Origin of the sequence: Streptomyces sp. NBC_01288 (assembly GCF_035982055.1) — a bacterium.
Lineage (GTDB): Bacteria > Actinomycetota > Actinomycetes > Streptomycetales > Streptomycetaceae > Streptomyces.
The window spans coordinates 6,079,422-6,106,376 of the sequence record NZ_CP108427.1; the positions used below are offsets into that span (position 1 = coordinate 6,079,422).

Annotated in this window: 19 protein-coding genes and 1 tRNA gene; 9 read left to right on the forward strand and 11 right to left on the reverse strand. The window is 70.4% G+C overall.

The features are described 5' to 3' along the window. Window positions 1–48 precede the first annotated feature (48 nt). Window positions 49–120: transfer RNA gene (locus OG194_RS27480), tRNA-Gln, on the reverse strand. Window positions 121–315: 195 nt separating this feature from the next. On the opposite strand from OG194_RS27480, the gene OG194_RS27485 reads away from it, so the two are divergent. After that, on the forward strand, window positions 316–1,638 hold the full coding sequence (locus tag OG194_RS27485; protein ID WP_327403467.1) for a sensor histidine kinase: 1,323 nt from the start codon (window positions 316–318) through the stop codon (window positions 1,636–1,638). A gap of 264 nt (window positions 1,639–1,902) precedes the next feature. On the opposite strand, the gene OG194_RS27490 is transcribed toward OG194_RS27485, so the two are convergent. Further along, window positions 1,903–2,403 carry an SUKH-3 domain-containing protein gene (locus OG194_RS27490; RefSeq protein WP_327403468.1) on the reverse strand — a complete coding sequence of 167 codons (501 nt, stop codon included), beginning with the start codon at window positions 2,401–2,403 and terminating at the stop codon, window positions 1,903–1,905. Between the two features lie 119 nt (window positions 2,404–2,522). Next, a complete protein-coding gene (locus OG194_RS27495) occupies window positions 2,523–3,062 on the reverse strand; it encodes a YwqJ-related putative deaminase (protein ID WP_327403469.1) in 540 nt (179 codons plus the stop codon). Between the two features lie 384 nt (window positions 3,063–3,446). Between OG194_RS27495 and OG194_RS27500 the strand changes: the two genes are divergently transcribed. From OG194_RS27500 to OG194_RS27510, 3 genes are all read left to right on the forward strand, one after another. Then, window positions 3,447–4,454, forward strand: coding sequence for an SMI1/KNR4 family protein (locus OG194_RS27500; RefSeq protein WP_327403470.1), 1,008 nt, complete (start codon window positions 3,447–3,449; stop codon window positions 4,452–4,454). Window positions 4,455–4,462: 8 nt separating this feature from the next. Continuing rightward, a complete protein-coding gene (locus OG194_RS27505) occupies window positions 4,463–7,087 on the forward strand; it encodes an SUKH-4 family immunity protein (RefSeq protein ID WP_327403471.1) in 2,625 nt (874 codons plus the stop codon). 208 nt (window positions 7,088–7,295) lie between these two features. Next, window positions 7,296–8,183: a cellulose-binding protein gene (locus OG194_RS27510; RefSeq protein WP_327403472.1), complete on the forward strand. Its 888-nt coding sequence runs from the start codon at window positions 7,296–7,298 to the stop codon at window positions 8,181–8,183. A gap of 108 nt (window positions 8,184–8,291) precedes the next feature. Here OG194_RS27510 and OG194_RS27515 read toward each other — a convergent pair whose 3' ends face one another. From OG194_RS27515 to OG194_RS27535, 5 genes are all read right to left on the reverse strand, one after another. After that, the gene (locus OG194_RS27515) at window positions 8,292–8,888 is read right to left on the reverse strand and encodes a hypothetical protein (RefSeq protein ID WP_327403473.1); all 597 of its coding nucleotides are present in this window, start codon (window positions 8,886–8,888) and stop codon (window positions 8,292–8,294) included. Beyond that, on the reverse strand, window positions 8,885–10,588 hold the full coding sequence (locus tag OG194_RS27520; RefSeq protein WP_327403475.1) for a PHP domain-containing protein: 1,704 nt from the start codon (window positions 10,586–10,588) through the stop codon (window positions 8,885–8,887). Before OG194_RS27520 ends, OG194_RS27515 begins: the two co-directional genes overlap by 4 nt. 125 nt (window positions 10,589–10,713) lie before the next feature. Further along, window positions 10,714–12,372, reverse strand: a complete 1,659-nt coding sequence (locus OG194_RS27525) for a sodium/solute symporter (protein ID WP_327407221.1) — start codon at window positions 12,370–12,372, stop codon at window positions 10,714–10,716. 32 nt (window positions 12,373–12,404) lie between these two features. Continuing rightward, the gene (locus tag OG194_RS27530; protein WP_442811805.1) at window positions 12,405–12,941 is read right to left on the reverse strand and encodes a DUF485 domain-containing protein; all 537 of its coding nucleotides are present in this window, start codon (window positions 12,939–12,941) and stop codon (window positions 12,405–12,407) included. Window positions 12,942–13,175: 234 nt separating this feature from the next. Beyond that, window positions 13,176–14,732, reverse strand: a complete 1,557-nt coding sequence (locus tag OG194_RS27535) for an MFS transporter (RefSeq protein ID WP_442811636.1) — start codon at window positions 14,730–14,732, stop codon at window positions 13,176–13,178. Window positions 14,733–15,112: 380 nt separating this feature from the next. Here OG194_RS27535 and OG194_RS27540 point away from each other — a divergent pair, with 380 nt between their 5' ends. The 3 genes from OG194_RS27540 (at window position 15,113) to mfd (ending at window position 22,332) form a co-directional block, all read left to right on the forward strand. Further along, window positions 15,113–15,901 carry an ABC transporter ATP-binding protein gene (locus OG194_RS27540; protein ID WP_327403477.1) on the forward strand — a complete coding sequence of 263 codons (789 nt, stop codon included), beginning with the start codon at window positions 15,113–15,115 and terminating at the stop codon, window positions 15,899–15,901. Then, entirely contained in the window at window positions 15,898–18,471 is a 2,574-nt protein-coding gene (locus OG194_RS27545) for an ABC transporter permease (RefSeq protein WP_327403478.1), read from the forward strand. The genes OG194_RS27540 and OG194_RS27545 overlap by 4 nt, the downstream gene beginning before the upstream one ends. A gap of 330 nt (window positions 18,472–18,801) precedes the next feature. Next, a complete protein-coding gene (gene mfd / locus OG194_RS27550; RefSeq protein WP_327403479.1) occupies window positions 18,802–22,332 on the forward strand; it encodes a transcription-repair coupling factor in 3,531 nt (1,176 codons plus the stop codon). Between the two features lie 142 nt (window positions 22,333–22,474). On the opposite strand, the gene OG194_RS27555 is transcribed toward mfd, so the two are convergent. Then, complete coding sequence (locus OG194_RS27555) at window positions 22,475–23,104, reverse strand: TetR/AcrR family transcriptional regulator (protein WP_327403480.1); 630 nt, start codon at window positions 23,102–23,104, stop codon at window positions 22,475–22,477. A 106-nt stretch (window positions 23,105–23,210) separates the two neighbouring features. Here OG194_RS27555 and OG194_RS27560 point away from each other — a divergent pair, with 106 nt between their 5' ends. Together OG194_RS27560 and OG194_RS27565 are read left to right on the forward strand one after the other, a co-directional pair. Beyond that, entirely contained in the window at window positions 23,211–24,119 is a 909-nt protein-coding gene (locus OG194_RS27560) for an SCO6745 family protein (protein ID WP_327403481.1), read from the forward strand. A gap of 247 nt (window positions 24,120–24,366) precedes the next feature. Beyond that, the gene (locus OG194_RS27565; RefSeq protein ID WP_327407224.1) at window positions 24,367–25,104 is read left to right on the forward strand and encodes an HNH endonuclease family protein; all 738 of its coding nucleotides are present in this window, start codon (window positions 24,367–24,369) and stop codon (window positions 25,102–25,104) included. 93 nt (window positions 25,105–25,197) lie between these two features. Here OG194_RS27565 and OG194_RS27570 read toward each other — a convergent pair whose 3' ends face one another. Together OG194_RS27570 and OG194_RS27575 are read right to left on the reverse strand one after the other, a co-directional pair. After that, complete coding sequence (locus OG194_RS27570; protein ID WP_327403482.1) at window positions 25,198–25,947, reverse strand: hypothetical protein; 750 nt, start codon at window positions 25,945–25,947, stop codon at window positions 25,198–25,200. 198 nt (window positions 25,948–26,145) lie between these two features. Beyond that, window positions 26,146–26,787 carry a hypothetical protein gene (locus OG194_RS27575; RefSeq protein WP_327403483.1) on the reverse strand — a complete coding sequence of 214 codons (642 nt, stop codon included), beginning with the start codon at window positions 26,785–26,787 and terminating at the stop codon, window positions 26,146–26,148. Window positions 26,788–26,955: the final 168 nt, after the last annotated feature.

The following is a 26,955-nucleotide window of genomic DNA, read 5'->3' on the forward strand; positions in this document are numbered from 1 at the left end:
CTGACAGTGCTGTCAGGGCCCTAACAGGGGTGTTGGGAGAGGTTGTTGCTCCCCCGCCAGGACTCGAACCCGGACAAATGGCACCAAAAGCCACGGTGCTGCCGATTACACCACGGGGGATCAAACTCGGTTGAAACAGACATTCAGCCTGGTCGCCGAGTGGGCACAGAACACTATGCCGTACGTGATGCCCTCCGTGCGACGGGACTTGTTGTGGGTGATCGGTTTCGTGGCTGTTCGATTACGCGCTGTGGTGGAGGCCGGTGCGCGGAAACTCGCCGGAAAACCGGGCCCATGCGCCCGTAGGCTGGAGGCATGACCACGACGGGGGAAGACCATGCCACGGCCCGGGGAGGGCCGTGGTGGTGGACCAGGTGGCGCAGTGCGGTGCTCGACACGGGGCTCGCGGCGGGGTCCGCCGCGGAGTGCGGGGCGGAGGGGGTCCGGTTCGCGCACGACGCGGGGATCCCGGCCGCGGTGGGAGTCGTCTTCGGGGTGCTGGCCGGGTCGGCGCTGATCGTCCGGCGGAAGTGGCCGATCGCGGTCGTGCTGGTGTCCATCGCCATCACCCCGGCCCAGATGGGCTACCTGATGGGCATCGTGGGGCTGTACACCCTGGCCGCCTCCGAGTTGCCGCGCCGGATCATCGGATCGCTGGCCGGGATGTCGTTCCTCGGGATGCTGATCGTCATGTTCGTGCGGGTACGGCAGGACATGCAGCGGGGGACGTGGGAACTGGGTGACTGGTTCGTTCCGTTCGCCTCCATCACCACGGCGGTCGGGATGACCGCGCCGCCCGTGCTGCTCGGGCTGTACGTGGGTGCCAGGCGGCGGTTGATGGAGAGTCTCCGGGAGCGTGCGGACAGCCTGGAGCGGGAGCTCCAGCTTCTCGCGGAGCGGGCCGAGGAGCGGGCCGAGTGGGCGCGGGGTGAGGAGCGGACCCGGATCGCTCGGGAGATGCACGACGTTGTCGCGCATCGGGTGAGTCTGATGGTCGTGCATGCGGCGGCGTTGCAGGCCGTCGCTCGTAAGGATCCTGAGAAGGCGGTCAAGAACGCCGCGCTCGTCGGGGACATGGGGCGCCAGGCACTCACCGAACTGCGGGAGATGCTCGGGGTGTTGAGGAGCGGGGACAGTCGGGACGTGCGCGAGCGGGCGGCCGTGCCGCTGGCCGCGGTGGGTGTGGCCGCGGCGGCTGCGGCTGCGGCTTCTCGTGCCGTCGACGACGAGGGTGCGGGTGAGGGGCCCTGTCTGTCGGACGTGGACGAACTGCTCGGGCAGTCTGCGGCTGCCGGGATGGCTGTGGATCTGTCCGTGGAGGGGGAGACCCGGTCGTACGCCGCGGAGATCGAGCAGACCGCTTACCGGGTGGTGCAGGAGGCGTTGACGAACGTCCACAAGCATGCGGCCGGTGCCAAGACGCATGTACGGCTTGCGCATCGGGTGTCGGAGATCGCGATGCAGGTCGAGAACGAGCCGCCGCCGGAGCCGGCGTCTGCGGCTGCGGCGCGGTTGCCCTCCGGGGGGAACGGGCTGGTGGGGATGCGGGAGCGGGTGCTTGCGTTGGGCGGGGTGTTTGTTTCCGGGCCTACGGATGCGGGTGGGTTTCGGGTTTCGGCGGTTATTCCGGCGGCTTGAGTTGTCGGGTGCGGGTGCGGGTGCGGGTGCGGGTGCGGGTGCGGGTGCGGGTGCGAGTGCGGGTCCGGTGGGGGCTGGTCGCGCAGTTCCTCGCGCCCCTAGGTGGTTTGGGGGTCGGCGCCGCGCCGGGGGGTCTCCGTCCTCGGATCGGCGCGGCAAGGTTCCTCGAGAATGTGGCGGTGTTGAGCGCCGACCGCTGCGGGCGGACACCCCCCGACACGTCGCCTTCTCGCCGTACGAGGGCTGCGGCCGTCCTGGGTGCGGTCAGCCCGCTGTGAGTCGTACCGGCTCTATGCCGGAGACCAGGGTGGCCAGGGCCTGGTCGATGTCGGGGCCCAGGTACCAGTCGCCGGTGTGGTCCAGGGCGTAGACGCGGCCCTCGGAGTCGATGGCCAGGAGGGACTGGGTGTCCGGTTCCTCGCCCAGGGGGCTGACGTCGGTGTCCAGGGCTCGGCCGAGGTCGCCGAGGGTGCGGGCCATGTGGAGGCCGTGCAGGGGGTCCAGGTGGAGTGCGACGGGGGAGATCTGGCGGCCGGGGCCGGAGGGCGTGATGCGCAGGCCGCCGAACTCGGCCCAGGCCTCCACCGCCGCCGGGAAGACGGCGTGCTGGTGTCCCGCGGGCGAGGTGTGGTCGCGCAGGGTGTCCGCCCAGATCTCGGCCTGTTTTATGTCCCAGCGGCCGGGCTGCCAGCCCGCGGCGCGCAGGGCGGCGTCCACGGGTACGGAGAAGCGCGTGGAGTAGTGGCGGTCGCGGTCGGCTTGCATCTGCCTTCGATCGTCGGCGTCAGGGACGGTGGTGCCGGTGGAGCTGTGTGGTGCCGGTGGTGCGGTCGGGCTGGAGTTCTGTGGTGGGGCTGTCTTGCGTTGGTGTTGCGGGGGTGGGGTCAGCCCGTTTCTGTCGCGGGGTCTACGACTCGGACGCCGAAGTGGGCGCTCAGGGCTGTGCAGGCCCGGCAGGGGGGCGCGAAGCTGCCGTGCAGGGGGTCGCCGTCCTCGCGGATGCGGCGGGCGGTGAGCTTGGCCTGCTTGAGGGTCTTGCGGGCCTCGCCGTTGGTCATCGGCTTGCGCGCGGCGCGCTTGCTGCGGTCCTCGTCGGCGACGGTGATGTGCCGGGAGATGAGGATCGCCTCGGCGCAGCGGCCGGTGAACCGGTCGCGCTGGGCGCTGGTGAGGGTGTCGAGGAAGTCCTGCACGAGCGGGTGCAGCGCGGGCGGCTGGTCGCCGCGGGCGGCGGTGCCGGTGAGGGTGGTGGCGCCGCGCACGGAGAGGGCGGCGGCGACGGTCGGAAGTATGCCGTCACGGCGGTGACTGAGGGCCGGTGCGTGCCGGGCCTCGGTGGCGCTCCAGCCGACCCGGGGGTCGCCTGAAGGTCCGGTGTGCGCCCCGGTGTGCGGTCCCGTCTGCGTCGCGTTCATGATCGTCATCCCCTCCCGAGCATCCCCCGGCGGGTCACAGAGTGCCAAATGCCGTGGCTGGTGCGGTAGCTGGGGCGGTGCGACACGCCAGGGCTTCGGCGGGCTGTCACGACAGGGTGACGGCAGGTCACGGAAGTGAGGGTTCGGTGACGGATTCGGTGCGTTCGGTGAGGGGTGCGGTGAGCGGGTGCGGCCGACCGCCGCCGGTGACCGGTGTCGCCGTACCGCATAGGCTGTCCGCACCGCGATCCACGCGGTCGACGCGTGGAGACACGCGGCGAGACGGTCGAACTAAGACGTCAAGAAGACGAGACAGTCGATACGGGGCACAGTGGGGCGAGTTGGACATGCGGCCGCTGTGAATCGTACTGAATGCCGCAGGGGGCAACCGCCATGACGACAGGTCGGCTCGGGCAGCGAGCCGCGCCACCGAACGCGGCCTACGCCGGGCAGGTCGTGCACTTCCCGGACCCGGTCCGGGCGGCCCGCCACCCCAGAGGGGTGCGGATGGACGAGCACGGCTACCCCGACTTCTCGCCGTACGCGCGCGCGGTCGCGGAGATCGCCGAGCCCCCGGAGGGCTTCGGCGTCGACGAGTTGAGGCTGACGGACTATGTGTCGGCGAACGCGGCCCTCGCCGCTACCGGGCACGAGCTGTGGGACACCGTGCCCGCGGTGGCCACCCCGCACGGCTGGACCTGGCACCACGTGGTCGGCACCCGGCGCCTCGCACTCGTCCCCGTCGACGTGAAGGCGCTGCTGCGCCACCACGGCGGGATCGCCACGGCCGCCGTCGACCACGACAAGCGCGGCACCCGCCCGCTCCAGGAGACCCGCCCCGCGCACTTCGGCCTGCCGAAGTCGACGGTCGCGGTGACCGAGGCGCAGGTCCAGGGCGTCGAGGAGGACCTCGGCTACCGACTCCCGGGCGCCTACCGCTCGTTCCTCAAGGCGGCCGGCGGCTCCGCGCCCATCGGCACCGCGCTGGACGCCGAGTTGGGGCTGCTGATCGACCAGCCGTTCTTCACGGTCCGCGACGAGGCCGCCGTCAACGACCTTGTGTATGTCAATAAGTGCCTGCGCGATCACCTCACCAAGGACTACCTGGCCGTCGGCTTCGTCCAGGGCGGCCTGCTCGCGGTGAAGGTGAAGGGGCAGCGGATCGGTTCCGTGTGGTTCTGTGCCTACGACGACGCCCGCGACGTCGATCCGTCCTGGGCGCCGGCCCTGCGCGTGGAGCGGCTGCTGCTGCCCGCCGGGGACGACTTCGACCAGTTCCTCGCCCGACTCGCGGGAAATCCCCCGGAGTTGGAGACGGTGGCGAATCTGATGGTGGACGGCGGGTTCGCCCAGTCCGTTCCGGTGTCGTCCGCGGCCTCGGCGTCCGCGGTGGGGGAGTGAGCTGACCGATGGTGACCTTCGCGCAGGCGCAGGAGCGCGCCGAGGAGTGGATCAACGGCGATGTGCCGTCGTACCAGCATCGCGAGGTGCGGGTGCGGGAGTTCGAACTCGGCTTCGTGATCTGGGCCGAGGACCGCGCCGACGGACCGCGTTCGGACGGCGGCGCACAGCGGATGGTCCTCGCCCGCGACAGCGGCGAGGCCACGCTGTGGCCCGCGCTGCCGGTGGGCGAGGTCGTCCGCCGCTACGAGGAGGAGTACGGCCGCGCCGACGAGATCGCCGACGCGGTACCGGCCGCTCCCGCGCGGGTGGACCTCAATCAGACCTCGTTCCTGCTGAGTCCGCCGGAGTGGTTGCAGGAGGCGGCGGACAAGCTGGGGATTCCGGACCGGCGCGGGGAGTCGGCCTCGGCCTCGACTCCCGCTGCTGGTGCGGGTGTTGGGACGCGGGGTCCGCTTCCGGAGACGCAGGCCGGGGTGCCCGCCGCTTCGGCGTGGCCCGACGCCGGTGGGTCCGGGGTGCCGGACGACGCGCCCGCCGTGCCTGCCGGGGCGACTCCCTGGGCGGGGACCGACACCAACGCGGATCCCGGCGAGGACCGTTCGGTACCGCTGCCCGCGACCGTGTTCGCGCCGCCGCTGCGGGAGCCCGAGGACAACACCCCGCCCGACGCCAAGACCGCGCTGATCTCCGGGGGCAGCCAACTCCCGCGTACGGCGACGTCTCCGGCGCTCGATGAGTCCCACTCCAGCTCCAACTCCGGTGGTGGGGTTGGTGGCGTTGGTGGTTCGGCTCAGGGCAACACGCCGCCGTCGTACGGGTATCCCCAACGGGCCGGTAACGCGCCTCAGCCTCCTGGCGGGCCCGGGGTGCCGGGGCGGGCGCTCGCGCCCAACGCCGGGGACATCGCCGATGCCGCCACCAGCAAGGCGGCGCCTCCGCCGCGCCGGGGCGGTGGTTCTACGACGCCTCCTCCGCCGGGTGCTCCGGGGACGCCGGGTGGGCGGCCGGGTGGTGCGGCCGCATCGCCTCCGCCTCCTCCGCCGCCGGCGGGTGGGTATGTGGCGACGCAGATGGTTTCGGGGCTCGGGCCGGACGGGCCTGGCGGGCAGGCGGGGCCCGGTGCGCCGCAGCCGCCCGGGGCGCCCGGTGCTCCGAACACTCCCGGGGGTACGCCTCCGGGTGGGGTGCACCATGCCGCGACGATGCTTGCCGATCCGGGGCAGGGCGGGCCCGGTGCGGCGGGGCCGAGGCCTCCGCAGCCGCCGGGTGCCCCTGGCGTGCCGCATGCGCCCGGGGTTCCGGGTGCGCCTGGTGGTCATGGTGGCCCCGGCTCTCCTGGCGCGCCCCAGCCGCCGAACGCCCCCGGCACCCCCGGTTCGCAGGGTGGTGCCCACGGTGCCGTGCATCACGCGGAGACCATGCTCGCCGGGCCCCCGATGGGTGGGCCCGGGGTGCCTCCGCCGCCTCAATTCCCGGGCGCGCCCGGTGTGTTGGGCGCACCAGGTATGCCGCCGGGCGCGGTGCCTCCCGGTGTGATGCCTCCGGGTGCCATGCCGCCGCCGGGGCAGCCCATGCCCGGTCAGGGCATGCCGCCCGCGCCCGGGCAGCCGTTCCCCGGGCAGCAGCAGCCCGCGTACGGCTATCCGCAGCAGGGGGTGCCGACCGTAGGACCGGGTTATCAGGCCGTGTTGCGGTACCGCGCGCCGGACGGGTCCGAGCAGCAGCTGATCCGGCGGTCCGCGCCGGGGACGCCGCACCCGGAGTGGCAGATCTTCCACGAGCTGCGCGGCATGAACATCCCGCCGGACCAAGTGCTGGAACTGCACACGGAGTTGGAGTCCTGCGAACTGCCGGGCGCGTACTGCGCGCGGATGATCCGTGAACAGTGGCCGCAGGCCCGCATCGCGAGCATCGCGCCGTACGGCACGGATCACGCGAGCCGGCAGCAGGGGATGCGCGAACTGATCGCCCACCAGGGCGAGTTGCACCAGGTCGCCGACGGTCCGGCCCGACTCGCCCCGGTGCGGGCGCCGTTGCCGCCGGTGCAGCCGACGCCGCCGATCCCGCCGGAGGCGATCGCGCAGGAACTGGCGGGCGCGTTCGGGCCGGGCGTGTTCCGCTTCGAGCAGGCGGCGGTGTCCCGGCAGGGTGTGCCGCCGGTCGTCGCGCACACGCTGGTCGCGGCGGGGCTGCCGATGGACATGGGCCCGTTCTTCTGGGCGCAGGCCCAACCCGGGCGCCCGGTACCGACGTTGGCCGAACTCGCGCAGGAGCGCGGGGTGCGGCCGTCCGCCGACGCGGGCTCGTACCTCGTCATGGGCAGCGACTTCGGCCGCGCGATCTGCGTCCAGTACGGCACGGCCAACATCGTCGCCGTGCCCGTGGAGGCGGGGCCGGGCGGTGCGCCCGTACCGCCGCAGTTCGTGAACACGGGGCTGCCCGAGTTCGCGCGCTGTCTGGCGCTGCTCGGCCGGATGTGGCGACTGCGGTACGGGCTCAACCAGGAGCAGGCGGGCCGTTGGACCGTCGACTTCCAGGCGCAGCTCGCTTCGCTGGATCCGGCGGCGCTCGGGTCGCCGGAGAGCTGGTGGTCGGTGTTGCTGGAGCAGATGTGGGACGGGTTGTTGTGACGCCGGCCCGCTGAACAGGTCGTAGGAAAGGGCCGGACCCGGTCGTGTGACGGGTCCGGCCCTTTTGTGTGCGCCCGTGGTCGTTTCACGTTCGCGTGATGCCCGTGACCTGTCTGCGGAGTGTCGCGTTATGAACACTTACGCCCGATCCATCAAGATATGCGGCAAATCATCATGTCGTGTCCGTCGGATGGAGAGGGGTTCCAGGATGAGCAGCGCATCGGTGTCACCACGTGGCTTCGTGGCCGTACGGGGGCGCGGCTACCGCCCCGACCAGGTCGACGCGTACGCGGCGGCGATCTCGCGGTACCGGGACGTGGCCTGGGAGCGGGCTGCGCGGCTGACCGTACTGGCCAAGGACATGGAGGCGGAGGCCGAGCGGATGCGGGTGGCCGTGTCCCGGCTCGCTCCGCAGACGTACGAGACGCTGGGTGAACGGGCGCGGCGGCTGTTCCAGTTGGGGATGGAGGAAGCCGCGTCTCTACGGGAGTCCGCGCGGCGTGCGGCGGAGGAGCGGGTCGCGGAGGCCGAGGCGCGCGCCGCGAGCGTGCTCCAGGCCGCGCGGGAGCACGCCGACGCGCTCCGTGCGGAGGTCGAGGAACGGGCTCGGCAGCGGCTGCTCGCCGCCCGTGCCGAGGCCGACGACATCCGGATCGGCGCTCGGCGGGAGGTGAAGGAGGGGCGTACGGAGGCGCTTTCCGCGTTGCGTGAGGTGCGGCAGCGTACCGCCGCGATGTTGGGGGAGCAGGCCAAGGAGCACGAGGAGCGGTGGGCCTTGGCTGAGCGGGAGGTGTCGTCGCGGGCGGCTGCTCTGGATGCGGAGTACGCCGAGCGGATGGCTCTTGCGGAGGCTGCGTTGGGGGAGGCTGAACAGGCTTTTGCCGAGGCGGAGTTGTCGGATCGGCGGCGGCAGGACGAGGCGGCTGAGCGGGCGGGTGAGGTGGTGGCGGAGGCTCGGGTGCGGGCGGAGCGGGTTGCTCGGGATACGGAGCGGGTGCTGCGCGAGCATGGGGAGACCTGGGACGACGTGCAGGCGCATATGGATCATGTGCGGAGTAGTTTGACCGCGCTTACGGGGCGGGCTGCGGCTGAGTGAATGGGGCGGTGCGGTTGTCGTCGTAGTGCGGGCGCGTGGGGGCTGGTCGCGCCCGCGCGGCGGTAGCCGCAAATTGAACACAGCCTCGCGCCCCTTGGGTTGGGACAGTCACAGGTGATCTGCGCAGCACGGTGTGGGGTTGGGGACCTCGAAGGGGGCCAACGTGTTGCCCGCCGCCGGGACCAGCGCCAGAACCAGGTCGCCCTCGCGCCACTCGGGGCGTACGTGGTCCTGGGTGAGGACTGGTGTGGCGGGGTCCAGGGTCGCCAACGGGGCGCCTACCACCGTCAGTTGGTCGATCGCCGTTGACTCCAGTAGGTCGGCCACGGTGACTGTTCCGGTGAGGCGTTCGACGCCGGCGTAGAGGACCGCTCGGCCTGATCGTCGTGCCGCGTGCTCCGCCGCGGCCAGGACCGCGGCTTCGGAAGGGCCGTGTCTACGGTCGCCCAGGGCCGCGCCCATCTCTGTTGCCGTGAGCCGTCGCCAGACCTCCTCCGCCGAACCGTTCTCCGGCAGGGCAAGGGAAACGGCCGTGCCCCTCCGCCCCTCCGTCCGGATCAGGTGGGTGCAGGCGACCGTCCCCGGGGGAAGCGCGAGCCTGGTCCTCAGGTCGCGGATCAGGTGGTCCGCCTCGCGGAGCGTCGTCGTGCCGGCGTCCACCCCGATGACGGGGTGGACGCCGGACGGGTCGTAGGGGGTGGTCATGCGGGGAGGACCCACATCGGGTTGGAGTAGAACCAGAGGTCCTTCCACGGGTCGGCGTCGCCGAGGACGTCCATCGCGGGGCCTACGGGGTCTACGGACGGGCCGTTGATGCCTACGGCGGAGCGGTTGCCGTCGGTGCCGCGGAGGCGGACGTAGACCGGCTTGTCGAGGCGGCCGAGGGAGTACGTGAGGCGGACGGTGCCGGTGGACCTGTCGACCTCGAAGGACTTGACGACCTTTGTCTTCGGGGTAGCGAAGACGTCCTTGTCCGCGACCGGGCCGGTGACGTCGCCCTGGATGACGTCGACTCGGGCCAACTCGGGCTGGAACTGGGCCCAGTTGGGGCCGTTCGCGAGGCTGATCCGGATGGTCAGGTCCACCTGCGCGCCTCGGCGTACGTGCAGGGCGCCGCCGAGGGTGACCTCTCGGCCGGCGTAGGACAGGCGGGCGTCGAGGCCGCTGATCAGGCCGCCGTGGTCGACCCAGACGCGGCCCGCGCGGATGCCGTCCATGACCGCCTTGTAGGCGAAGGAGGTCGCGCCGACGTGGGTGCGGGAGTACTGGCCGGGCCAGAAGTCGGTGTCGGTGAGGCTGATGCCGGTGCCGTAGACCGGGTCCTCGTAACGGCCGTTGGCGTTGAAGTCGCCGCCCGGGCCGCGAACCGCCGTGTCCGCGTAGACGTTGTGGGAGTCGGAGTTGGCGGTGATCCACCACGGCTTGCCCTCGGCGAGGAGGCTGTCCCACAGGCCGCCGACCGTCGAGGTCATCCAGTCGAAGCCGCCCCAGGTGCGGTAACTCTCCAGCGGGTAACCGGGGAACGAGTCCGCGCTCGGGCTGCCGTCGTAGATGCCGCGGCCGCCGCCCGGGCCGTTCGGCTTGGGGATGCCGCCCGCCTGGTGGCCGGGGGCGCCCTCCATGCCGACGGCGATCGAGGGCTGCGCGTCGCGCCAGCCGCGGATCTCGTGCGGGGAGTCGATGCCCTTGCGCGCCGGGTGGTTGGCGAGGAACAGCGCGTCCTTGACCTTGCGGCGGCGAACCTGGTCGGCGAGGAAGTTGACGCCCGCGATGGCGAGGGCCTCGTTGGCGGGCGAGTTGCCGCTCGCGTTCTTCACGCTGCCGTCGAAGGAGTTCTCGAACTCCTTGAGTACCGCCACCTCGTTGGCGCCGGGGTGCACGAAGACCGTGCCGTGCTCGGCGCCCGGGATGTTCCACTCCAGGCCCTGGAAGACGAGGGTGTCGTCGGTCTGGTCACGGGCCTCGACGATGTCCGGATTGACCTTCTCCACACCGATCTTGGCGTGCGCGACGCTGCCGTGGTCGGTGATGACCATCCAGTCCAGGCCGTGCGCGTTCGCCTGGCGTACGTGGTCGATGACCCGGTACTTCGCGTCACTGCTGTACTGCGTGTGGATGTGGTGGTCACCGGCCAGCCACAAGTAGCCACCACCGCGCGACTTCTGCGACGTCTGCTGCACCGACGCGACTGCCTCCCCCGCGCCGGCGAGCACGCCGCCCGCGGCAAGTCCCGCGCCCAGCAGGCCCGTTCGGCGCAGCATGCCTCTCCGCGACAGCTGACTGGGTGTCAACTCGGCGTCGGGGATGGACGTGTCGAGAGCGGGCGGCAGCGACGAGGTGTCGCCGTCCCCGTGGTGGTGATGGTGGTGGTGACCGTGGTCGCCGTGACTGTGGCCGTGGCTCATGTTCAACTCCCGCTGATGCAGGGACCTTCACGCTCGGACGTGCAGAGTCTGGAAAGGAGCGGTGAACAGCGGGAGTCGGGGTGGTGGTGTGGCAAAGAACGAGTCATGCACGGCTACAACGCCGGTCATGCGGGGCTTTTACGTCGGTCATGCGGTGGCTGTCCGTGTGGCTCGCCGCTGTCTTTCCGTACCGCGCCCGCCAGGATCCACCCCTCCATCGCGTCGTACCGCCCGCGCTGTTCCTCCTCCTCGCGGCGGCCCGAGGCGACCGTGCCCAGCCAGCCGCAGGCGAAGCCGAGGGGGATCGTGACGAGGCCCGTCGTGGTGAACGGGAACCAGTTGAAGTCGGCGTGCGGGAAGGCGGCGGTGGGGGAGCCGGAGACCAGGTTGGTGCCCGGCATCAGCAGGAGGACGGAGAGGGTGCCGCCAATGAGCGTGCTGAGCAGGCCTGTTCGGGTGTAGCGGCGCCAGAAGAGGCTGAAGACGAGGGCGGGCGCTATGGCCGAGGCGCCCAGGCAGAAGGACAGGGTCACCAGGGGTTGCAGGCCCCGGTGCTGGATCAGCGTCGCGAGCACGATCGCCGGAACGCCCACCGCCAGCGCCGAGTAGCGGGCCAGCGTCATCTCGCGGCGGACCGGCATGTCCTGGATCCGGGTCGCGAAGACGTCGTGGGCAAGGGAGTTGGCGCAGGCGAGGATCATCCCGGCGACGGAGGCGAGCAGGGTGAGGAAGACGGCCGTGGTGACGGTGGTGAAGAGGAGGGTCTCCGTCGTCGACATGTCCGTCCCGAACACCGCACGCGAGCCCAGGAGATACGCCGTGTTGCCCTGCGGGTCGGCCCGCGCGATCGCCGCCCGGCCGAGCAGCGCCGTCGCGCCGAACCCGACGACCGTCACGATCACCACGAACAGCGCCACGCTCGACACCGCCCACGACATCGACCGCCGCACCTGCCGGGCGCTCGACGCGGTGTACATGCGCATCGTGATGTGCGGCAGACAGGCGCCGCCGATCACCACCGTCAGCTCTGAACTGATCATGTCCAGCCGGGGACTTGGGCCTCCGGCGAACTCAAGTCCCGAGCGAAGGAAGGCCGGTCCGACACCGCTGCGCTCCCCCGCCGTGTCGAAGAAGGCGCCCAAGTCCCAGTGGAAACGGTTCAGTACGAGTACGGCGATCACGGCTCCCGAGCCGAGCAGCATCACGATCTTCAGGATCTGGATGAGCGCGGTGCCCTTCATGCCGCCGATCGCCGCGTAGCTGATCATCAGCGCGCCCAGGCCGATGATGCAGCCGGTCTGAAGGAAGTCGCTGGAGAAGCCGAGGATGAACGCCAACAGCTGTCCCGCGCCCGCGAGTTGGACCAGCATCAGCGGCAGCAGCGCGATGATCGTCACCGCGCACGCGACGATCCGAACGGAACGCCCGGGCATCCGGCGGGCGAGCGCGTCGCCCATCGTGAACCGGCCCGCGTTGCGCAGCGGTTCGGCCAGCAAGAACATCAGCAGCGTCAGCGACAGGGCCGTGCTCAGCGCGAGCACCACCCCGTCGTAGCCGTACAGGGCGATCACCCCGCCCGCGCCCAGCACGCTCGCCGCGGAGATGTAATCACCGGCTATGGCAAGGCCGTTGCGGAGTGGGGAGAGGGAGCCGTAGCCCGTGTAGAACTCGTCGAGGTCGTCGCGGTCCGGGCCCGTCATCACGCAGAGCAGGAGCGTGATCGTGGCGACGGAGGTGAAGGCCACCAGCGACATCGTCTGCGAGGAGTCCCTGAGGCCGGTCATCGCGGTCACGGTCGTCATCGCGGTCGTTGCGGTCACCGTGCCGCCTCCCGTCTGGCGTCCAGTTCTGCCTGTCTGCGGAAGCGGTCCGCGAGGGGGTCGACGCGACGCCGGGCCGTGCGTTCGTAGAGCGCTGTCGCGAGCCAGGTGACGGGCAGTTGGGCCAGGGCGAGCAGCAGTCCGGTGGGCACACCGCCGGTGCCGGTGCTCGACATCAGCGCGGGCGCGAACGCGGAGAGCCCGAGGAAGAGGCAGAAGTAGCCGAGCGCGGCGCTGGTCGCCACCCGGCGCTGACGCCGGTACGCGCCGCGCAGGATGCGCAGATCGCTGTGGTTGCCGAGCGCGGGGCGACGGGGGAGACGGCGGCGCTCGGGTGGAGGCGGGGGTGGCTGCCAGGGGTAGGTGACGGTGGGCGGGGAGGTGCGTGGGGGCGGGGGTGAGGGTGGAGTGGGGGGCGGTGCGTGGTCGTACGGGGTGTAGGGGACGGAGTCGGGGGCGTCCGGGGTGTACGGGTCGGCGTCAGGGGCGGCGTCAGGGTCGTACGGGGTGTACGGGTCGGGTGATGAATGCACATCATCCGGGCGGTGCGAATCATGCGGAGGGTACGGGTCGTAGGACATCCCGTGCTCCTTGCGTGGCTCGGGTCCGTGGCGGCGGACCGCAGGGAGTGGGCGGCGGGGGTCACGCACGTTACTCGCCGGTTGGGGTATGTGGGTGGTTTTCGCCGAACTGGGCGGCCGGTGGGCGCCGCCGCGTCAACACCCGCTGACCTCGGGTGTTGCCGGGACTGCCCAACTCGGGCCCGCTCACTGCTCCTTGAGGACCGGGAAGCGTCGCGGTGCCAGGAACAGCAGCACCAGGAAGGCCACCGCCGCCGCGCACCCCGCGCCGATGTACACCGCGTGCACCGCGTCCGCGATCGCCCGCCGGGTCGCCTCGGGAACCGCGCCCCCGTCGAGGCCCCGCGTCACCGAGTCCAGGTCGCTCGCGCCGCCCAGCCGGGACGCGAGCACCCCGTTGGCGACCGCCCCGAAGGCGGACGCGCCGATCGTCTGGCCGGTCTGGCGGCAGAACAGGACGGACGCGGTCGTCACGCCCCGCTCCTCCCATCCGACCGTCGACTGCACCCCGACGATCAGCGGGAGTTGGAAGAGTCCGAGGGCCGCGCCGAGCAGCAGCATCAGCACCATCGGCTGCCAGGCCGCGCCCGGATACGGCAGGAACGGGAACGCGAACAGGATCAGCGTCGCCGTCCCGATCCCGATCATCGCCGTGTTGCGGAAACCGATCCGCCGGTACACGTGCTGGCTCAGCGCGGCCGACACCGGCCAGCTCAACGTCCATACGGACAGCACGAATCCGGCCGCCACGGGTGCCAGGCCGAGCACCGACTGCGCGTAGGTCGGCAGGAACACGCTCGGCGCCACCATCAGCAACCCCAGTGCGCCCAGGGCCAAGTTGACGGCCGCGATCGTACGGCGCCGCCACACCCACCCGGGGATGATGGGCTCGGCCGCCCGGCGTTCGATCGCGACCACCAGTCCGGCCAGCGCAAGTCCCGTACCGAACAAGGCCATTGAGGGTGCCGAGAGCCAGGGCCACGCGACCCCGCCCTGCACCAGCGCGGTGATCAGCACGCCTCCGCACGCGAACACGGCCAGCGCGCCCGCCCAGTCGATGCGGGGGCGGGAGGTGCGGGCGCGTTCCGGTTCGTGGAGGTGGCGGACGATCAGCCACAACGCCACTGCTCCGACAGGGAGGTTGACGAGGAAGATCCACCGCCAGCCGGCGTACGCGGCGAGCAGGCCTCCCACGCCGGGGCCCGCGACCGCCGACACCGCCCACACCGTGGACAGCTTCGACTGGATCTTCGGCCGCTCCTTCAGTGGGTACAGGTCGGCGGCGAGTGTCTGGACGGTGCCCTGCAACGCCCCGCCGCCCAGGCCCTGTACGACCCGGAACGCGATCAGCGCGCCCATGTTCCAGGCCACCGCGCACAGCAGCGAACCGGCGAGGAACACCGCCGCCCCGACGATCAGCACCGGCTTGCGGCCGAAGGTGTCGGAGAGCTTGCCGTAGACGGGCAGCGTGACCGTCACGGCCAGCAGATAGCCGGAGAACAGCCAGGAGAAGACGGAGAAGCCGCCGAGGTCGCCGACGATCTGCGGTACGGCCGTGGAGACGATGGTGGAGTCGAGGGCGGCCAGGGCCATCGCCAGCATGAGGGCGGCGACGACAGCGCGCTTGCGCCGGTCGGGAGGCGCCGGCGTGGACTGCTCGGCCGCCTCGGTCCGTATCTCGGTGTCGCTGTCCCTGTCCGTGTCCCTGTCCCCCTGGTCCACAGGAATCCTTTCCCCTTGCATCTATCTGCCGCGCACCAGCTTCTCACTTGACCCTCACGTAGCGGCAGGGCGGAAGCTGGCCGGGCCGGTGGGTGGACCGGACCCCGAGATCGACTCCACCCGTCGGTGGAGACCCCCTAGGGGTCCCTCCCCACTACGACCCGGGGAGGGTTCGTACCGGCGGAGGAGGAGAAGGGCGGGCGGTCGTCCTTAACCTGGCTTTATGCCGCTGGGGGGCGGCAGGCCGAACCCAGGAGGGTGGGGTTTTCCCCCGGGAAAGACTGCGCTGAGCACCAGCGCGCCGGACCCCCTCCCACCGCCAGACTCATCGACGTAACCAGTTGGAACACCTCGACCGGACACCGGCACGCTTCTCTGCCGACCGACTTAGGAGACATACCGTGACATCGGCTGTGACCATTCCCAGGCACGGGGGTACTGGAGGGCGTACGGCCGTTGCCGCGCGAGCGCGGCAGGTCGTCAAGGCGTACGGAGCCGGGGAGACCCGCGTCGTCGCCCTCGACCATGTCGACGTGGACATCGCCCGCGGTCAGTTCACCGCGATCATGGGCCCCTCGGGGTCCGGCAAGTCCACGCTCATGCACTGCCTCGCCGGGCTCGACACCGTGACGTCCGGGCAGATCTACCTGGACGAGACCGAGATCACCGGCCTCAAGGACAAGAAGCTCACCCAACTGCGCCGGGACCGGATCGGGTTCATCTTCCAGGCCTACAACCTGCTGCCGACGCTGAACGCGCTGGAGAACATCACCCTCCCCATGGACATAGCCGGCCGCAAGCCCGACAAGGGGTGGCTGGCGCAGGTCGTGGAGACGGTCGGACTCTCCAGCCGGCTCAAGCACCGGCCCAACCAGCTCTCCGGCGGACAGCAGCAACGCGTCGCCGTGGCACGGGCGTTGGCGGCCCGCCCCGAGATCATCTTCGGTGACGAGCCGACCGGAAACCTCGACTCCCGTGCGGGAGCAGAGGTGTTGGGCTTCCTGCGCCGCTCCGTGGACGACCTCGGCCAGACCATCGTGATCGTCACGCACGACCCGGTGGCCGCGTCGTACTCGGACCGCGTCCTGTACCTCGCGGACGGCCGGATCGTCGACGAGATGTTCAAGCCGACCGCGGACGCCGTCCTCGACCGCATGAAGGACTTCGACGCGCGGGGGCGTACGTCATGACTGTCATGAAGACCTCGATGCGCAACTTCTTCGCGCACAAAGGGCGGATGGCGCTCTCGGCGATAGCCGTGCTGCTGTCGGTGGCGTTCGTGTGCGGCACGCTGGTGTTCACCGACACGATGAACACGACGTTCGACAAGCTCTTCGCGGCCACCGCGTCCGATGTGACGGTCCTGCCGAAGGCGGCCAAGGCCGACGGCAGCACCCCGCAGAACGGACTGCCCGAGTCGCTGCCGGCCTCCACGGTCGCGCAGGTGGCGAAGGCCCAGGGCGTCAAGTCCGTTGAGGGCGGCGTCAGTTCGATGAGCGTGACCGTCGTCAACGGTGCCAACAAGAACATGGGATCGTCGACCGGCGCGCCCACCATCGCGGGCAACTGGACGAAGAACGACCTGCGTTCGATGGAGATCACCTCCGGCCATGCCCCGCGCGGTCCGACCGAGGTCATGGTCGACGCCGACACCGCCGACAAGCACCACCTGAAGATGGGCGACTCGCTGCGCACCATCTCGCAGACCGGTGACTTCACCGCGAGGATCGTCGGCATCGCCACCTTCAAGGTGACCAACCCCGGTGCGGCCGTCGTCTACTTCGACACCGCCACCGCGCAGCACGAACTCCTGGGCGCCACCGGCCGGTTCACCCAGCTCGGCGTGACCGCCGCGAGCGGTGTGACGGACACTCAGCTCAAGCAGAACGTGGGGCAGACCCTCGCGTCGTCGGGGACGTACAAGATCCAGACGGCCAAGGAGAACGCCGACGAGAACCGCAAGGGTGTCGGCCAGTTCATGAACGTCATCAAGTACGCCATGCTCGGCTTCGCCGGTATCGCGTTCCTGGTGGGCATCTTCCTGATCATCAACACCTTCTCGATGCTGGTCGCCCAACGGACCCGCGAAATAGGCCTGATGAGGGCGGTCGGCTCGTCCCGCGGGCAGGTCAACCGTTCGGTGCTGGTCGAGGCGACCCTGCTCGGGATCGTCGGCTCGATCCTCGGTGTCGGCGCCGGTGTCGGGATCGCCGTAGGCCTGATGAAGCTGATGAGCGCGGCGGGCATGGACCTGTCGACCCGGGACCTGACGGTCAAGTGGACCACCCCGGTGCTCGGCCTGCTCCTCGGCGTGATCGTCACCATCCTCGCCGCCTACCTCCCGGCCCGCCGGGCCGGCAAGGTCTCCCCGATGGCAGCGCTGCGCGACGCCGGTACGCCGGCCGACGGCAAGGCGGGTTGGGTGCGGGGGCTGATCGGCCTGGTGCTGACGGGGGCCGGTGTGGCCGCCCTGTTCGCGGCGGCGACCGCCAAGAAGGCGACGGATGGTTCGCTGGTACTAGGGGCGGGTGTCGTACTGTCCCTGATCGGCTTCGTGATCATCGGCCCGCTGCTCGCCAACGGGGTCGTACGGGTCATCAGCGTCGTACTCCTGCGGGCCTTCGGGCCGGTGGGGCGCCTGGCGGAACGCAACGCGCTCCGCAACCCCAGGCGTACGGGTGCTACGGGTGCGGCCCTGATGATCGGCCTCGCGCTGGTCGCCTGCCTCTCGGTGGTCGGGTCCTCGATGGTCGCCTCGGCGACGAGCGAGTTGGACAAGTCCGTCGGTGCCGACTTCATCGTCCAGGGCAACCAGCGGATCGTGCCGCAGGCGGAGAAGGCGATGGAACAGTCGCCCGACCTCGTCCACGTCACCCGCTACAAGGACATCGACGCCACCCTCACCTCGCCCGACGGCCTGAAGGACACCGACGGCATCACCGCCGCCGACCCGTCCTACGCCCAGGACCTGCGCCGCGCCACCACGGCCGGCGACCTGTCCGCCGCCTACGGCACCAACGCGATGTCGGTCGGCTCCAAGTACGCCAAGAAGCACGGCGTCCACGTCGGCGACACGATCAACGTCGCCTTCAAGGGCGGCGAGACGGCGAAGCTGAAGGTCGCGGCGATCACGGACGACGACGTGGCCATCGACCAGGGCGCGCGGTACACCAGCATCGCGACGATGCAGAAGTACCTCCCGGCCAACAAGGTCCCGCCGAACGAGATCATGTTCGCCAAGGCCAAGGACGGCCAGGAGAAGCAGGCGTACGCGGCCCTGAAGAAGGCCATGGACCCGTACCCGCAGTACCAGGTGCGCGACCAGACCGACTACAAGCAGGAACTGAAGGACCAGATCGGCCAGCTCCTGAACATGGTCTACGGCCTCCTCGCCCTCGCGATCATCGTGGCGGTCCTGGGTGTCGTGAACACCCTCGCCCTGTCGGTCGTCGAGCGGACCCGGGAGATCGGCCTCATGCGAGCGATCGGCATGTCCCGCCGCCAGCTCCGCCGGATGATCCGCATGGAGTCGGTCGTGATCGCCCTCTTCGGAGCGCTGCTCGGCCTCGGCCTGGGGATGGGCTGGGGGGCCACGGCTCAGCAGCTGCTCGCCCTGGAGGGCCTGAAGGTCCTGGAGATCCCCTGGGGGACGATCATCGCGGTCTTCATCGGGTCGGCGTTCGTGGGCCTGTTCGCGGCCTTGATCCCGGCGTTCCGGGCGGGGCGGATGAATGTGCTGAACGCGATCGCCACGGAGTAGCCAACCTAGCCACTGTCCAACGGGGGCAGGCCCGGCGCCGAGAAGTCACGGGGGACTTCTCGGCGCCGGGCCTGTTTGTTGCCCTTGGGGGCTGTTTTTGCTTTTGAGGGGTCACTTTGGGGCGGACCGAGTCGGGTGGTGGGTGGGCATAGGGCCGGGGGTCCAGGGGGCGGAGTTCCCTGGTCCGTCAACACCAGCGCAGGGTGCGGAGAGAGCGGGGTTATCCACAGCCCCGGCGCCGGCCACCGCACCGACGTACGCTGGATACCCCCCGGCCCACCCTCCGCGTCGGGCCCTTCGTGTTGCCCACCCCCAGACGGAAAGCCCTCCATGAGCCTGCACGGTCTGCTCGACGCCGTAGTCAAGGACCCCGCCCTCGCGGAAGCCACCCGCGCCGCGACCGACGGCAACCGCATGCACGTCGACCTGGTGGGCCCCCCGGCGACCCGCCCCTTCGCCGTGGCAGCGCTGGCCAGGGAGACCGGCCGAACCGTCCTCGCGGTGACCGCGACGGGCAGGGAGGCCGAGGACCTGGCGGCAGCCCTGCGCTCACTGCTCCCGCCGGACGGCGTCGTGGACTACCCGTCCTGGGAGACCCTCCCGCACGAGCGCCTCAGCCCGCGCAGCGACACCGTGGGCCGCCGCCTCGCCGTCCTGCGCCGCCTGGCCCACCCCAGGGACGACGACGCGGAGACGGGCCCGGTCTCCGTCGTCGTGGCGCCCGTGCGGTCCGTGCTGCAACCGCAGGTCAAGGGGCTCGGAGACCTGGAGCCGGTCGCCCTGAGGACGGGCCAGACCGCCGACCTGAACGTGATCGTGGACGCGCTCGGCGCCGCCGCGTACGCGCGCGTGGAGCTCGTCGAGAAGCGCGGTGAGTTCGCGGTGCGCGGCGGCATCCTGGACGTGTTCCCGCCGACCGAGGAACACCCCCTGCGCATCGAGTTCTGGGGCGACGACGTCGAGGAGATCCGCTACTTCAAGGTCGCCGACCAGCGCTCCCTGGAGGTCGCCGAACACGGCCTGTGGGCACCCCCCTGCCGTGAACTCCTGTTGACGGAAGACGTCCGCTCGCGTGCGCGTGCCCTCGCCGAACAGCACCCCGAACTGGGCGAGCTGCTCAACAAGATCGCCGAGGGCATCGCCGTAGAGGGCATGGAGTCGCTGGCCCCGGTGCTCGTCGACGACATGGAGCTGCTGCTCGACGTGCTCCCCAAGGGCGCGATGACCGTCGTATGCGATCCGGAGCGGGTACGCACGCGTGCGTCCGATCTCGTCGCCACCTCGCACGAGTTCCTCCAGGCGTCCTGGGCCGCGACCGCCGGTGGCGGCGAGGCGCCCATCGACGTCGGCGCGGCCTCCTTGTGGGCCATCGCGGACGTACGGGACCGGGCGCGCGAGCTGGACATGATGTGGTGGTCCGTCTCGCCCTTCGCCGCTGATGAGGAGCTCGACGCCGACACCCTGAAGCTGGGCATGCACGCCCCCGAGACCTACCGCGGCGACACCGCGAAGGCCCTCGCCGACACCAAGGGCTGGCTCGCGGACGGCTGGCGCACGGTCTTCGTGACCGAGGCCCACGGCCCCGCCGCCCGCACGGTCGAGGTCCTCGGTACCGAGGGCGTCGCCGCCCGCCTGGAGACGGAGCTGGGGGAGATCGTCCCCTCCGTAGTGCACGTGGCGACGGGTTCGATCGACTACGGCTTCGTCGATACGGCGCTGAAGCTCGCCGTCCTCACCGAGACCGACCTCTCCGGGCAGAAGGCCGCCGGCAAGGACGGCGTCCGGATGCCGGCCCGCCGCCGCAAGACCATCGACCCGCTCACCCTGGAGGCGGGCGACTACATCGTCCACGAGCAGCACGGTGTGGGCCGCTACATCGAGATGGTGCAGCGCACGGTGCAGACCGCCACGCGCGAGTACCTGGTCGTCGAGTACGCCCCCGCCAAGCGCGGCCAGCCCGGCGACCGGCTGTACATCCCCACCGACCAGCTGGAGCAGATCACCAAGTACGTCGGTGGCGAGTCCCCGACCATGCACCGCCTGGGCGGCGCCGACTGGACGAAGACCAAGGCGCGCGCCAAGAAGGCCGTCAAGGAGATCGCGGCCGACCTCATCAAGCTGTACTCGGCCCGGATGGCGGCCCCGGGGTACGCGTTCGGCGCGGACACGCCCTGGCAGCGCGAGCTGGAGGACGCCTTCCCGTACGTGGAGACGCCCGACCAGTTGACGACCATCGCCGAGGTCAAGGACGACATGGAGAAGTCGATCCCGATGGACCGGCTGGTCTGCGGCGACGTCGGCTACGGCAAGACCGAGATCGCCGTACGGGCCGCCTTCAAGGCCGTACAGGACGGCAAGCAGGTCGCCGTCCTCGTCCCGACGACTCTGCTCGTGCAGCAGCACTTCGGGACGTTCACCGAGCGGTACTCGCAATTCCCGGTCAACGTACGGGCGTTGAGCCGCTTCCAGTCCGACACGGAGGCGAAGGCGACCCTGGAGGGCCTGCGTGAGGGCTCCGTGGACCTCGTCATCGGCACCCACCGCCTGTTCTCCTCCGAGACCAAGTTCAAGGATCTCGGCCTGGTCATCGTCGACGAGGAGCAGCGCTTCGGTGTCGAGCACAAGGAGCAGCTGAAGAAGCTGCGCGCGAACGTCGACGTCCTGACGATGTCCGCCACCCCGATTCCCAGAACCCTGGAGATGGCGGTGACCGGCATCCGCGAGATGTCGACGATCACGACGCCCCCGGAGGAGCGTCACCCTGTGCTGACGTTCGTCGGCCCCTACGAGGAGAAGCAGATCGGCGCCGCGATCCGCCGCGAACTCCTGCGCGAGGGCCAGGTCTTCTACATCCACAACCGCGTCGAGTCGATCGACCGCGCGGCGGCCAGGTTGCGCGAGATCGTCCCGGAGGCACGCATCGCGACCGCCCACGGCCAGATGTCGGAGCAGTCCCTGGAGCAGGTCGTCGTCGACTTCTGGGAGAAGAAGTTCGACGTCCTGGTGTCGACGACGATCGTCGAGTCGGGCATCGACATCTCCAACGCGAACACGCTGATCGTCGAACGAGGCGACAACTTCGGCCTGTCGCAGCTTCACCAGCTGCGCGGGCGGGTGGGGCGTGGCCGCGAGCGGGGTTACGCCTACTTCCTGTACCCCCCGGAGAAGCCCCTCACGGAGACGGCCCACGAGCGCCTCGCGACGATCGCCCAGCACACGGAGATGGGCGCGGGCATGTACGTGGCGATGAAGGACCTCGAAATCCGGGGCGCCGGAAACCTGTTGGGCGGCGAACAGTCCGGGCACATCGCGGGCGTCGGCTTCGACCTGTACGTCCGCATGGTCGGCGAGGCCGTCGCGGACTACCGCGCCTCCCTGGAGGGCGGTGTCGAGGAGGAGCCGCCCCTGGAGGTCAGGATCGAGCTCCCGGTCGACGCCCACGTCCCGCACGACTACGCCCCCGGCGAGCGCCTGCGCCTCTCCGCCTACCGGTCCATCGCCTCCGCCAACACGGAGGAGGACATCAAGGCCGTACGCGAGGAACTCGTCGACCGCTACGGCAAGTTGCCCGAGCCGGTGGAGAACCTGCTGCTGGTGGCGGGCCTGCGCATGCTCGCGCGCGCGTGCGGCGTCGGCGACATCGTCCTCCAGGGCACCAACATCCGCTTCGCACCGGTGGAGTTGAGGGAGTCCCAGGAGCTGCGCCTCAAGCGCCTCTACCCGGGCACCGTCATCAAGCCGACCGCCCACCAGGTGCTGGTACCCCGCCCGAAGACGGCCAAGGTGGGCGGGAAGCCGCTGGTCGGGCGGGAGTTGCTGGGGTGGGTCGGGGAGTTCCTGGCGACGATCCTGGGGTCGTAGGGAGTTGTAGCGAGTCGTAGCGAGAGCTACAGGGAGCCGAGGGGACCGTAGGGGGACCGGTCGGCCGGGGGCGGAGAGGCGCCTGCCGGGCGGTCGGGGGCAGACGTGCCAGCCGGTCGGTCGCGTCAGGCGGGGGGCGGGGTCAGGCCGGGGCCGGGCGGAACAGCATGCCCGCCAGTACCCGGAACACCTCCTCCGGGTCCCGCTCACCCACCGCCCCGTCCAGGTTGTGACCCAGCAGCAACGTGGCGAAGCCGTGCGCCAGGGACCACGCGGCGACACCGGCGAGACGGTCGTCGGGGCCACGGCCCTGGGGGGGTACGCCGGAGACGGCGTGGCGCAGGGCGTCGGTGGCGAGGGCGCGGGCCGTGGTCAGTTCGAGGTCGCCGTCGCGCAACAGCTCGGGCGCGAACATCACTTGGAAGTGCGCTGCATGCTCGCGCGCGAAGCGCACGTAGCGGACGCCCGCGTCCTTCAGGTCCGCCGCTTCCCCGATCGCGCCCGCCAGGAGCCCGAACCCCTCCGCCGCGATCGCCGTCAACAGCCCCGTGCGGTCCTTGAAGTGATGTGCCGGCGCCGCGTGCGAGACACCGGCACGACGGGCGAGGTCCCGCAGGCTCAGCGCGGACGGGCCGTCGGCGGCGATGACGTCGAGCGCGGCGGTGAGGATGGCGCGGCGCAGATCGCCGTGGTGGTACGGGCGGCGGCTGCCCTCGGAAGTCTTGGCGCTCTCGGCGGTCTCGGCCGTCTTCGCGGGCTTGGCTGTGCTCATGGTCAGCAGCGTACGCCGAATCTAGGCATTGACAAGTTCGGGCGGCTGGGGCAATCTTGTCAGTGTCAAGTTGTGGAACGACCGGGACGCGACGAGGAGTTACGTCATGTCGGAAAGCGTGCGTGGAGTGGAGACCACGAAAAGCCTCCCCACCGTGGAGCTGAGCCGCGTGCGCCAGCTCTGGCATCTGCTCGAACCCCTGCACGCGGTGCTGTATTACGCGCCGGAGGTCTTCGAGGAGGCCGCCGCGCTCGGATACGGGACCGAGGAGCGCTGGCCGAGCTACTTCCCGCTGCGCGCCGCGCCGTTGGGCCCGGTCGGCAGTGAGCGGGTGACCTCCGCCTTCTACAGCTTCAACCCCCGCATGGTCGCCGAGCACATGGACTCGGCGTGGAGCACCGCGAGCCCGGACGCCGTACTGAAGGCGAGGCTGCGCGGCATGGACCGGGCCTACCGCGCGATATTCGGCGACCGTGTCGACAGCCCCGAGCTGGTGGAGGCCGCCGCCCTCGCCCGCAGCGCCGCCGAAGCGGCGAACACCGCCGGCCGCCCCCTCGCCGCGGCCAACGCCGAGTTGGCCTGGCCCGCGGAACCCCACCTCCAGCTGTGGCAGGCGGCCACGATCCTGCGCGAACACCGGGGTGATGGCCACCTCGCCGCCCTCCTCGTCGCCGACCTCGACCCGGTCGAGTCCCTGGTCTCCTTCGCCGCGATCGGCGCCGCCTCCGTCCAGCGTTTCGAGAGCCGGGGCTGGAGCCGGGAGGAGTGGACGGTGGCCCGTGAACGGCTGGTCGTCCGGGGCGTCATAGACGACATGGGTACGGCGACGCGGGCGGGCCGCGACCTGCGCCAGGAGGTCGAGCGCCGCACCGACCAACTGGCCGCCGCACCCTGGCAGTTCCTCGGCCGGACCGACACCGATCGACTCGCCGACCTGCTGGGGGAGTTCTGGGTCGCCGTACTCGGGTCCGGGCTGCTGCCCTCGGAGTCGACGTTGGGCATCGGCAAGGTCTGAGGGGGTGCGGGTCCGACGGTCTGCTGGTCTGAGAGAGCGTGAAATCCGGGGCGGGGTAAGGGGAGTAAGGAGAGGGGGTGAGGGAAGCCGGTACTTCGTCCTGTTCCACCGCTGCGATACAGGCGAGTTGCGTGCCATATGGACTTAGGTCCCGTATGCCCGTGACGCGTCCGCCGCTACCGTGGGACCAGGCAATATCCGCCCTCTCAGGGGCGGGGCCGGGTGAGCAAGGGGAGGGGCGCACGTGATGCGTCTGAGGGGTGGGGCGGCAATTGCCGCCCTGGTCATGTTGTCGGTCGCCGGATGCAAGACGGACACCACGGGAACGGGCGACTCCGGGCCCGAGGCGACGGCCGGTGGTGGCTCCGGCGCGGGTTCCGGCGGGGGCGCGGCCCTGACCGCCGCCGAGTCCCTGACCGTGAAGGGGCGTGCGCCGAAGACCGGGTACTCCCGCGAACGGTTCGGCACCGCCTGGGCCGACACGGACTCCAACAGCTGCGACACCAGGGACGACATCCTCAAACGGGACCTGAAGCAGGTGAAGTTCACCGACGGCGACTGCAAGGTGTCGTACGGCGTCCTCGAATCCGATCCGTACTCCGGCAAGGAAGTCGTCTACAAGCGCGGCGCCAGCCTCGTCGACATCGACCACCTGGTCGCCCTCTCCGACGCCTGGCAGAAGGGCGCCAAGTACTGGGACGCCAGCAAGCGCATAGCTCTCGCCAACGACCCGCTCAACCTGCTCACCGTCGGCGCCAGCCCCAACCGCAGCAAGGGCGACGGCGACACGGCGACCTGGGTGCCGCCCAAGGCGTACCGGTGCACGTATGTCGCCGCGCAGGTCGCCGTGAAGAAGAAGTACGGGCTGTGGGTCACCTCGGCGGAGAAGGCCGCGATGGTGAAGGTCCTCTCCACCTGCTCCAAGCAGGCCCTGCCGACCGGCGGCAACCCGACGAACGCACCGGCGAGGTTCCACGCGAACTGAGGCGACAGGGCCTCGACTTGACGACCCCGACCTGCGACTACGGCACGCCCCGTGAACGTGCCGTAGCCACAGGAGACTTGGTAACTCAGTGGCTCAACTGCCCAGCTTGTCCAGGTCCAGGATCTTGCCGGTGGGCTTCTTCGCCGGTACCGGCTTCTCGTACTCGCCGAACGTGAGCGTCCCCGGGTCCTTCGCGGAGACGCTGTCGATGCGCAGCACATACGGCTTGCCCTCGGTCGCCACGTACAGCGTGTAGCTGTCCTTGCCGTCCTTCTCGTGCAGGGCGATCGCCGGGGTGCCGTCGAGGGTGGTCGTCTTCCCGCGCGTCGCGTCCGAGTTGCCGTCGGCGGCGTCGCCGAGCATCGAGTTCAGGTCGCAGAAGCTCGCGATGTCCTTGGCGTCCGCGCCCTTCGCGGACATCTTGGTCCACTTCCCGGCCATCATGTCCACGACCGCATCGGTGTCCGCCTTGGACTCGCCGTCGCTCTGCGCCCGTAGGAACGCCTCGTCGTACTTCATGTAGATGGTGTCGCCGGACTTGACCATGTCGGCCTTGCCCTTGCCCTCGAAGCTCAACGTGCCGGCGCACTCGCCCTTCTTGTCCAGCGCCATGTCGATCACGATCGTGCCGCCGCTCTCGTCGTCGGGTATGTCGCCCTTCAGCCGTAGCGACGAGGCGCCGGTGGTGGCGGTCAGGGACCGGTCGGCGATCTCGCCGCCGGTCAGCCCGGCGAACGGTCCCTTCGGCTTGCTGTCCGCCTTGTCCTCACCGGGCAGACACCCGGTGAGTCCCACGGCGGCCACGGTGGTGAGGCAGAGAGCGGCAAGTGCGGTACGACGCATGGCAGTTCCTTGGGTGATGAGGTGAGCGGTGACGAGATGAGGGGGTGCCCCGAAGCGGGGTCCGGAGAGGCACCGGGCAGACCGATGCGCAGAGAGGGGCCTACGGCGGGATGGGCACGCGTGCGGCAGAGGGACGAGCGTTGGCCTGACCTGACCTGACCTGACCTGATCTGGTCAGAACGTCAGGCCGTCAGAACGTCAGGCCGTCTTCGTCCAGTTCTTGCAGTCGGTCGTCTTGAAGTAGGCGTCCTTGGCGCTGATCGTGACGACGGCCGTGCCGGTCACGTTGTCGTTCGCGAGGATCGAGTCCAGCCCGTGCTCGGCGTCCTTCGCGCGCTCCCAGTAGCACAGGTCGTCCTTGTTGCCGGTGGACCTGTAGGTGCCGGGGGCGATGTCGACGCCGACCTTGAACATGCCGCCGTCGCCGGCCATCTTCGTGGCGGGGGAGCCCTGTACCTTCGCGTCGACGGCCGCCTCCCAGTCCTTGCAGCCGCTGGACTTGAAGATCTTGTCGGTGGCCTTGACGGTGACGTAACCGGCGCCGCTCACCTTGTCGTTGGCCAGCAGCGAGTCCGTGTCGCCCGAGGCGTCCTTGGCCCGCTCCCAGTAGCACATGCCGTCGGTGTTGCCGCTGGTGCGATACGTACCGGGCTTGATGTCCGTGCCGACCCGGAAGTCGCCGTTCCCGTCGAACGCGGCCTTCTTCTTCTCGGCGGCCTTGGTCGTGCCCGTGTTCTTCTTGCCGGTCGCGCTATGTTCCGCGCCGGCGTTCGCCGACACGACCCCGATGACGACGACCCCCACGACGGCGCTGAGCGTGAGCCTGCCCTTCATGCCCATGGCTGTCCCCTCCCCCGATGCGGCGACCGCCTCCCTCTGGCGGCCGCTCGTTCGCTGGGTCAATAAGAGCAGAGGCTGTGAACCGAGTCAACACGGTTCACGAGATGCTGTGTGTACACGGCCGTGAAGGGGTAGATCTTGCGTGCGTCGGTATGCTCGGCGTCACAG

What these genes read in the sequence shown, in the direction of transcription:
- OG194_RS27485 (WP_327403467.1), top strand. Translation starts at nt 316, where the DNA reads ATGACCACGACGGGGGAAGACCATGCCACGGCCCGGGGAGGGCCGTGG.
- OG194_RS27490 (WP_327403468.1), bottom strand. Translation starts at nt 2,403, where the DNA reads ATGCAAGCCGACCGCGACCGCCACTACTCCACGCGCTTCTCCGTACCC.
- OG194_RS27495 (WP_327403469.1), bottom strand. Translation starts at nt 3,062, where the DNA reads ATGACGATCATGAACGCGACGCAGACGGGACCGCACACCGGGGCGCAC.
- OG194_RS27500 (WP_327403470.1), top strand. Translation starts at nt 3,447, where the DNA reads ATGACGACAGGTCGGCTCGGGCAGCGAGCCGCGCCACCGAACGCGGCC.
- OG194_RS27505 (WP_327403471.1), top strand. Translation starts at nt 4,463, where the DNA reads ATGGTGACCTTCGCGCAGGCGCAGGAGCGCGCCGAGGAGTGGATCAAC.
- OG194_RS27510 (WP_327403472.1), top strand. Translation starts at nt 7,296, where the DNA reads ATGAGCAGCGCATCGGTGTCACCACGTGGCTTCGTGGCCGTACGGGGG.
- OG194_RS27515 (WP_327403473.1), bottom strand. Translation starts at nt 8,888, where the DNA reads ATGACCACCCCCTACGACCCGTCCGGCGTCCACCCCGTCATCGGGGTG.
- OG194_RS27520 (WP_327403475.1), bottom strand. Translation starts at nt 10,588, where the DNA reads ATGAGCCACGGCCACAGTCACGGCGACCACGGTCACCACCACCATCAC.
- OG194_RS27525 (WP_327407221.1), bottom strand. Translation starts at nt 12,372, where the DNA reads ATGACCGGCCTCAGGGACTCCTCGCAGACGATGTCGCTGGTGGCCTTC.
- OG194_RS27535 (WP_442811636.1), bottom strand. Translation starts at nt 14,732, where the DNA reads ATGCAAGGGGAAAGGATTCCTGTGGACCAGGGGGACAGGGACACGGAC.
- OG194_RS27545 (WP_327403478.1), top strand. Translation starts at nt 15,898, where the DNA reads ATGACTGTCATGAAGACCTCGATGCGCAACTTCTTCGCGCACAAAGGG.
- mfd (WP_327403479.1), top strand. Translation starts at nt 18,802, where the DNA reads ATGAGCCTGCACGGTCTGCTCGACGCCGTAGTCAAGGACCCCGCCCTC.
- OG194_RS27555 (WP_327403480.1), bottom strand. Translation starts at nt 23,104, where the DNA reads ATGAGCACAGCCAAGCCCGCGAAGACGGCCGAGACCGCCGAGAGCGCC.
- OG194_RS27560 (WP_327403481.1), top strand. Translation starts at nt 23,211, where the DNA reads ATGTCGGAAAGCGTGCGTGGAGTGGAGACCACGAAAAGCCTCCCCACC.
- OG194_RS27565 (WP_327407224.1), top strand. Translation starts at nt 24,367, where the DNA reads ATGCGTCTGAGGGGTGGGGCGGCAATTGCCGCCCTGGTCATGTTGTCG.
- OG194_RS27570 (WP_327403482.1), bottom strand. Translation starts at nt 25,947, where the DNA reads ATGCGTCGTACCGCACTTGCCGCTCTCTGCCTCACCACCGTGGCCGCC.
- OG194_RS27575 (WP_327403483.1), bottom strand. Translation starts at nt 26,787, where the DNA reads ATGGGCATGAAGGGCAGGCTCACGCTCAGCGCCGTCGTGGGGGTCGTC.